This is a genomic window from Elioraea sp., from assembly GCF_051860475.1.
GTDB lineage: Bacteria > Pseudomonadota > Alphaproteobacteria > Acetobacterales > Acetobacteraceae > Elioraea.
In genome coordinates this window covers 1-4,706 of sequence record NZ_JBHYDW010000217.1, presented here as the reverse complement: position 1 = coordinate 4,706, position 4,706 = coordinate 1, and the positions used below count along the sequence as shown (strand labels likewise).

At 69.6% G+C, this 4,706-nt stretch carries 7 protein-coding genes and 2 pseudogenes; 5 read left to right on the top strand and 4 right to left on the bottom strand.

The annotated features are described in order from the left end of the window. Window positions 1-176: 176 nt before the first annotated feature. The 4 genes from ACTIFU_RS22455 to ACTIFU_RS22440 all read left to right on the top strand — a co-directional run bounded on the left by ACTIFU_RS22455 (window position 177) and on the right by ACTIFU_RS22440 (window position 2,337). Window positions 177-1,376 carry an IS256 family transposase gene (locus tag ACTIFU_RS22455; RefSeq protein ID WP_439580549.1) on the top strand — a complete coding sequence of 400 codons (1,200 nt, stop codon included), beginning with the start codon at window positions 177-179 and terminating at the stop codon, window positions 1,374-1,376. 72 nt (window positions 1,377-1,448) lie between these two features. Beyond that, window positions 1,449-1,652, top strand: a complete 204-nt coding sequence (locus ACTIFU_RS22450; RefSeq protein ID WP_439580548.1) for a hypothetical protein — start codon at window positions 1,449-1,451, stop codon at window positions 1,650-1,652. A 143-nt stretch (window positions 1,653-1,795) separates the two neighbouring features. Then, complete coding sequence (locus tag ACTIFU_RS22445; protein ID WP_439580547.1) at window positions 1,796-1,990, top strand: hypothetical protein; 195 nt, start codon at window positions 1,796-1,798, stop codon at window positions 1,988-1,990. A 125-nt stretch (window positions 1,991-2,115) separates the two neighbouring features. Then, the gene (locus ACTIFU_RS22440; protein ID WP_439580550.1) at window positions 2,116-2,337 is read left to right on the top strand and encodes a hypothetical protein; all 222 of its coding nucleotides are present in this window, start codon (window positions 2,116-2,118) and stop codon (window positions 2,335-2,337) included. A gap of 173 nt (window positions 2,338-2,510) precedes the next feature. On the opposite strand, the pseudogene ACTIFU_RS22435 reads toward ACTIFU_RS22440, so the two are convergent. Continuing rightward, window positions 2,511-2,555 (bottom strand): annotated as a pseudogene (locus tag ACTIFU_RS22435) (hypothetical protein); the annotation flags it as partial. A 1-nt stretch (window position 2,556) separates the two neighbouring features. On the opposite strand from ACTIFU_RS22435, the gene ACTIFU_RS22430 reads away from it, so the two are divergent. Then, window positions 2,557-2,847: a hypothetical protein gene (locus ACTIFU_RS22430; protein WP_439580546.1), complete on the top strand. Its 291-nt coding sequence runs from the start codon at window positions 2,557-2,559 to the stop codon at window positions 2,845-2,847. Here the strand turns inward: ACTIFU_RS22430 and ACTIFU_RS22425 are convergent. The 3 genes and pseudogenes from ACTIFU_RS22425 to ACTIFU_RS22415 all read right to left on the bottom strand — a co-directional run. Continuing rightward, window positions 2,811-3,605: an alkylmercury lyase family protein gene (locus tag ACTIFU_RS22425; RefSeq protein ID WP_439580545.1), complete on the bottom strand. Its 795-nt coding sequence runs from the start codon at window positions 3,603-3,605 to the stop codon at window positions 2,811-2,813. The genes ACTIFU_RS22430 and ACTIFU_RS22425 overlap by 37 nt on opposite strands. Next, window positions 3,590-4,351 carry an ABC transporter permease gene (locus tag ACTIFU_RS22420; protein ID WP_439580544.1) on the bottom strand — a complete coding sequence of 254 codons (762 nt, stop codon included), beginning with the start codon at window positions 4,349-4,351 and terminating at the stop codon, window positions 3,590-3,592. Before ACTIFU_RS22420 ends, ACTIFU_RS22425 begins: the two co-directional genes overlap by 16 nt. Beyond that, window positions 4,348-4,706: pseudogene (locus ACTIFU_RS22415) on the bottom strand (hypothetical protein); the annotation flags it as partial. The pseudogene ACTIFU_RS22415 and the gene ACTIFU_RS22420, both read right to left, overlap by 4 nt.

The following is a 4,706-nucleotide window of genomic DNA, read 5'->3' as shown; positions in this document are numbered from 1 at the left end:
CTTGCGATCCCGGCATCGGCCGGCGGCGCAGCGTCATGCTGGCGCTGCTCGGTCAGCCGCGACAGCCGCGCGGTGAGGGTCGTGTCCCTGGTGGTGGTGTAGGTCGAGGGGGTGGTCATCGGCGGATCGCCGGTAGGGTTGGGTTGCGAGAGCCAACCTGGACCTGAGGATCCCCGATGACCGACGCGATGATGAGCCTTCGTGCCCTGGTGGAGAAGGCTCCGGATGCCGACCTCCTGCGCGAGATGATCGGCTTTGCCGCCGAGCGGCTGATGGAGCTGGAGATCGGCGGGCTGACCGGCGCCGGCTACGGCGAGAAGAGTGCCGAGCGACTGGTGCAGCGCAACGGCTACCGCGAGCGTGACTGGCAGACGCGCGCGGGCACGGTGGAACTGCGCATCCCCCGTCTGCGCCGCGGGTCCTACTTCCCCGGCTTCCTCGAGCCGCGCCGAATGGCGGAGAAGGCGCTGACCGCGGTGATCCAGGAGGCGTACATCCAGGGCGTCTCGACGCGCTCGGTTGACGAGCTGGTCAAGGCGCTCGGCATGGGCGGCATCTCCAAGAGCCAGGTGAGCCGGCTGTGCGAAGAGATCGACGAGCGGGTGAAGGCGTTCCTGGATCGTCCGATCGAAGGCGATTGGCCTTATCTCTGGATCGATGCGACCTACGTGAAAGTGCGCCAGCAGGGGCGCATCGTCTCGGTGGCGGTGATCGTCGCGGTCGGCGTCAACGGCGATGGCCGGCGCGAGGTTCTGGGCATGGATATCGGCCCGTCCGAGGCGGAGACGTTCTGGACCGCGTTCCTGCGCAAACTCGCCCGGCGCGGCCTGCGCGGCGTGAAGCTGGTCATCTCGGACGCCCATGAAGGCCTGAAGGCGGCGATCGCCAAGGTGTTGAGTGCGACCTGGCAACGATGCCGCGTGCACTTCATGCGCAACGCCCTTGCCCATGCCGGCAAGAGCGGCCGGCGCGTCGTCTCCGCCTTCATCGCCACCGCGTTTGCCCAGAACGACGCGGCAGCCGCCACGATGCAGTGGCGACGCGTCGCTGACCAGCTGCGGCCCAAGCTGCCGAAGCTCGCCGCGCTGATGGACGAGGCCGAGAGCGACGTGCTGGCCTACATGAGCTTCCCGCCGCAGCACCGCGCCAAGCTGCACAGCACCAATCCGCTCGAGCGCCTGAATGGTGAGATCAAGCGACGCACCGAGGTCGTCGGCATCTTCCCCAATGAGGCCGCCATCACACGCCTCGTCGGTGCCGTCCTGCTCGAACAGAATGACGAATGGGCTGTACAGCGCGCCCGCTATATCACCCTGGAAAGCATCAGCCCCGTCAGCGATGATGCACCCGTCAGCCTCCCTGCAATGGCAGGCTGATCAGCCCGGCCACGCCGGCGACCGCGGTGGCTCACCGCCAGCTACACCACGCGTTGGGACACGACCCGGACGATGAGCGAGTTCATCCTGCGCATCCGCACCAGCGGGCCGGCGCTCCAGAACTGCCCGACCGCGGAGATCGGCCGCATCCTGCGCCGCCTCGCCGACGACCTCGACCAACACCGCTTCGCCGGCGCCTGGCCGCGCCCACTGCACGACAGTGACGGCACCCGAGTCGGTCAGGCGGAGTTCGTGTTCAGCCCATCCGAGGCCTGATCCTCCGCACCCACGCCGCCGCTCGCAGATCGCGGGCGGCGGTACTGCGTTCGGCGAGAACGCACTATTATGATCGCGTACTCAGCTTGGCTGTGCGCCGCACCAGCGCGAATGGTCGTCCCGTCACGACGATGGAGATGGCCATGACGGATTTCACCCTGACGCCCGCGGAGGACGGCATCCTGGCGGCGGCGATGGATAACGCGCTCTGGCTCCGGATGAGCGACGACCGCACCATCGAGCACGTCGCGACCGCCATTCTCGGCGAGATCATCACCGACCGCGCCACCGCGTGGCGTCTCGCATCGCGCGAGTTGGATCGCCGCTTCCCGCGCTGACAGGCCCGTCGGGCCGTACAATGAAATCCCCGGGCACCCGCAGCCGATCGCCTTGGCTGGCGCGCGCACCAGCGCGAACGGTCCGTCATGCGCGAGGACTGGCCCTCGCCGTGACGGAGGTCCCAATGCCACTGATCCGCATGAGCGATGCGACGTACCAGGCGATCGCGAATGCCACCATCGGCGCGTTCCGTTCGACCGGGACGCGCCAGGCCGACAGCACCTGGCTGGTGCCGATCGAACAGGACACCTGGGATCGCATCGACACGATCCGCCTGCCCGGCGAGACCGATGAGGACGTGATCCAGCGCGCCCTCCATATCTCGCTCCGCCGCCGTCCGTCCTGATCGTGTGTTCGCCGACGTCGCCACCGCGCGCGGTGTGCGTGCGGCGGCGTGATCACACGATCCTCGCCGGCGAGCACCGCCATCCCGCCCGTGAGGCGCTGCCACCGTTCGATCGTCACATCGCAGTAGCGCGGATCGATCTCCATCGCGACGCACACGCGGCCGGTGAGCTCGGCGGCGATCAGCGTAGTGCCGCTGCCGAGGAACGGATCCAGCATCGTGGCGCGCGGCCTGCTGCTGTTGCGGATCGCGTTTCGCTGGGAGGGCCAATTCAGCCGCTGCCTGGACTCTGACACGGCGCGCGCCTTCTATGACGAGACGCTGCTCAAGGAGGCGCAGACGCTGCACGTCACCGATGCGGTGCTGCCCGGCTTCGTTGCGCGTCCCGGCAAGTGGTGGAGCACCGCGGGTGGGGATAGGGCGGCGGCAAACCCGCTGTTGCCGTCGTCATGGTCGCCCTGGGGACAGCCCGCCTACAACGACACGGTCGTTGCGGTATCCGCGCGTTGACCGCCGCCGATCATCGGCGCGAACAGCGCAAGCGCGAGCTGGAGCGCGATCGGCACGCTCAGGCGGTAGCCGGGATGCTCGTCGTTGCGCGCCCGCCACGCGACGAGATCCGCCTCGGAGCGGAAGAACAGCTTGAGCGCGCAGCCCGAGCGCGCTGCGCAGCCGCCGGCATGGGCGATGCCATACCAGATCACCGCGTCCGCCGGCGCGAGCTCGGCGAGCGTGCGGCCGTGATCTTGAGTACGCAGCGTCACCGGCGCGCCGGATGCGGCGCAGCGCGACTCGATCAGCGTGTCGGCGCCGAGCATGGCGCCGATGCCGAGTGCGTCGATCGCGCAGAGTGCGTACACGGTCGTGCCGAAGCGAGCGAGCGTCACACGATGTGGTGTCGGTTCGGCGCTGAACGGATAAGCGGCCGCGATCGCGCCGTCCGCGTCCAGCACGAGGATGTCGCGCCCCGCCAGCCGCGCCAACGCCGCGTGCACGGCCTCCGCGTCGAGTCCGATGCTGGCGGCGATTTCTGTCACCGAGGGCGGTACGCCGAAGGCGGCGAAGCCGAGCAGCACCGTGCGCCGCACGGCATCCTCGGCCACATCGAGTCCTGCCCAACGGTCGCGCCGCCCGGCTACCGCCATCGCCGCGGCCAGTGCCTCGCGCGCGCTCGGGTCGGTCAGCAGCGTCCAGTCCGGCAACGCGAGGTCCGGCCGCAGCGCGACCGTCTCGCCCGGGGCGAAGTCCGCGCTCAGCGGTAGCGCCATCGCAGCAGCCGGTGCTCGAGCTGCTCGGCGAGAAAGAACAGCACCAGCACGAAGGCCATGATCAGCGTCACCAGTGCGAGCGACAGCGCGGCGTTGTAGGTGCTCTGCGCGAACTGCAGCAGGTAGCCGAGCCCGCGCGCCGAGGCGACGAACTCGCCCACCACCGCGCCGGTGAAGGCGAAGCCCACCGCGACCTTCAGGTTGCCCATCACCCAGGAGACCACGGACGGAATATAGACCTCCGCCACGAGCACCCCCTTGCCGCCGCCGAGCGTGCGCACGCGCTCGACCAGGCGCTGGTCCACCTCGCGCACGCCGGAATAGACCGCGAAGAAGATCAGCACCGCGACCAGCACGGTCGCGAGCGCCACCTTCGAGCCGAGATCGATCCCCATCCAGATCACGAACAGCGGCGCCAGGATCACCCGCGGTACCGCGTTGAGGAGCAGCATCACCGGCTCGAGAAGCGCGGCGAGCAGCGGCAGCAGGGCGGCGGCGAAGCCGAGCACGATGCCGATCGCGAGCCCGATCGCGAGCCCGAGCAGGGCGGCCGAGAAGGTCGCCTGAAGATGCGGCCAGATCGAGCCGTCCGCGAACAGCCCGTAGGCGAGCGCGGCCACCTGGCTCGGCGGTGCGGCGTAGAGCGGGTTGATCAGCCCGGCCCAGCCGGTCGCCTCCCAGAGCAGGATCAGCGCGGAGAGCGCGAGGGTGCGCCGCACCCAGACGAGCTTCAGCAGGTCGTTCATGCGGCTTCGCGCTCCGTGATCTGCGCGCCGGCCGGGAACGACCCTTCGAGGTCGCGCCAGAGCTGGCGCAGCAGCGGCGCGAAGGCCGGATGCCCGCGCGCGGCGATCAGCTCGCGCGGACGCGTCATCGGCACCGCGCGGCTCGCCAGCACGCGCGCACGCGGCCCGCCCGAGAGCACGTGCACCACGTCGGAGAGCGCAATCGCCTCCTCGAGATCGTGGGTCACCAGCAGCACCGAAATGCCCTCGCGCTCGACCAGGTCGAGCAGGTCCTGGGTGATGCGCGCGCGCACGATCGCATCGAGCGAGGCGAAGGGCTCGTCCATCAGCAGCAGCCGAGGGCGCAGCGCCAGCA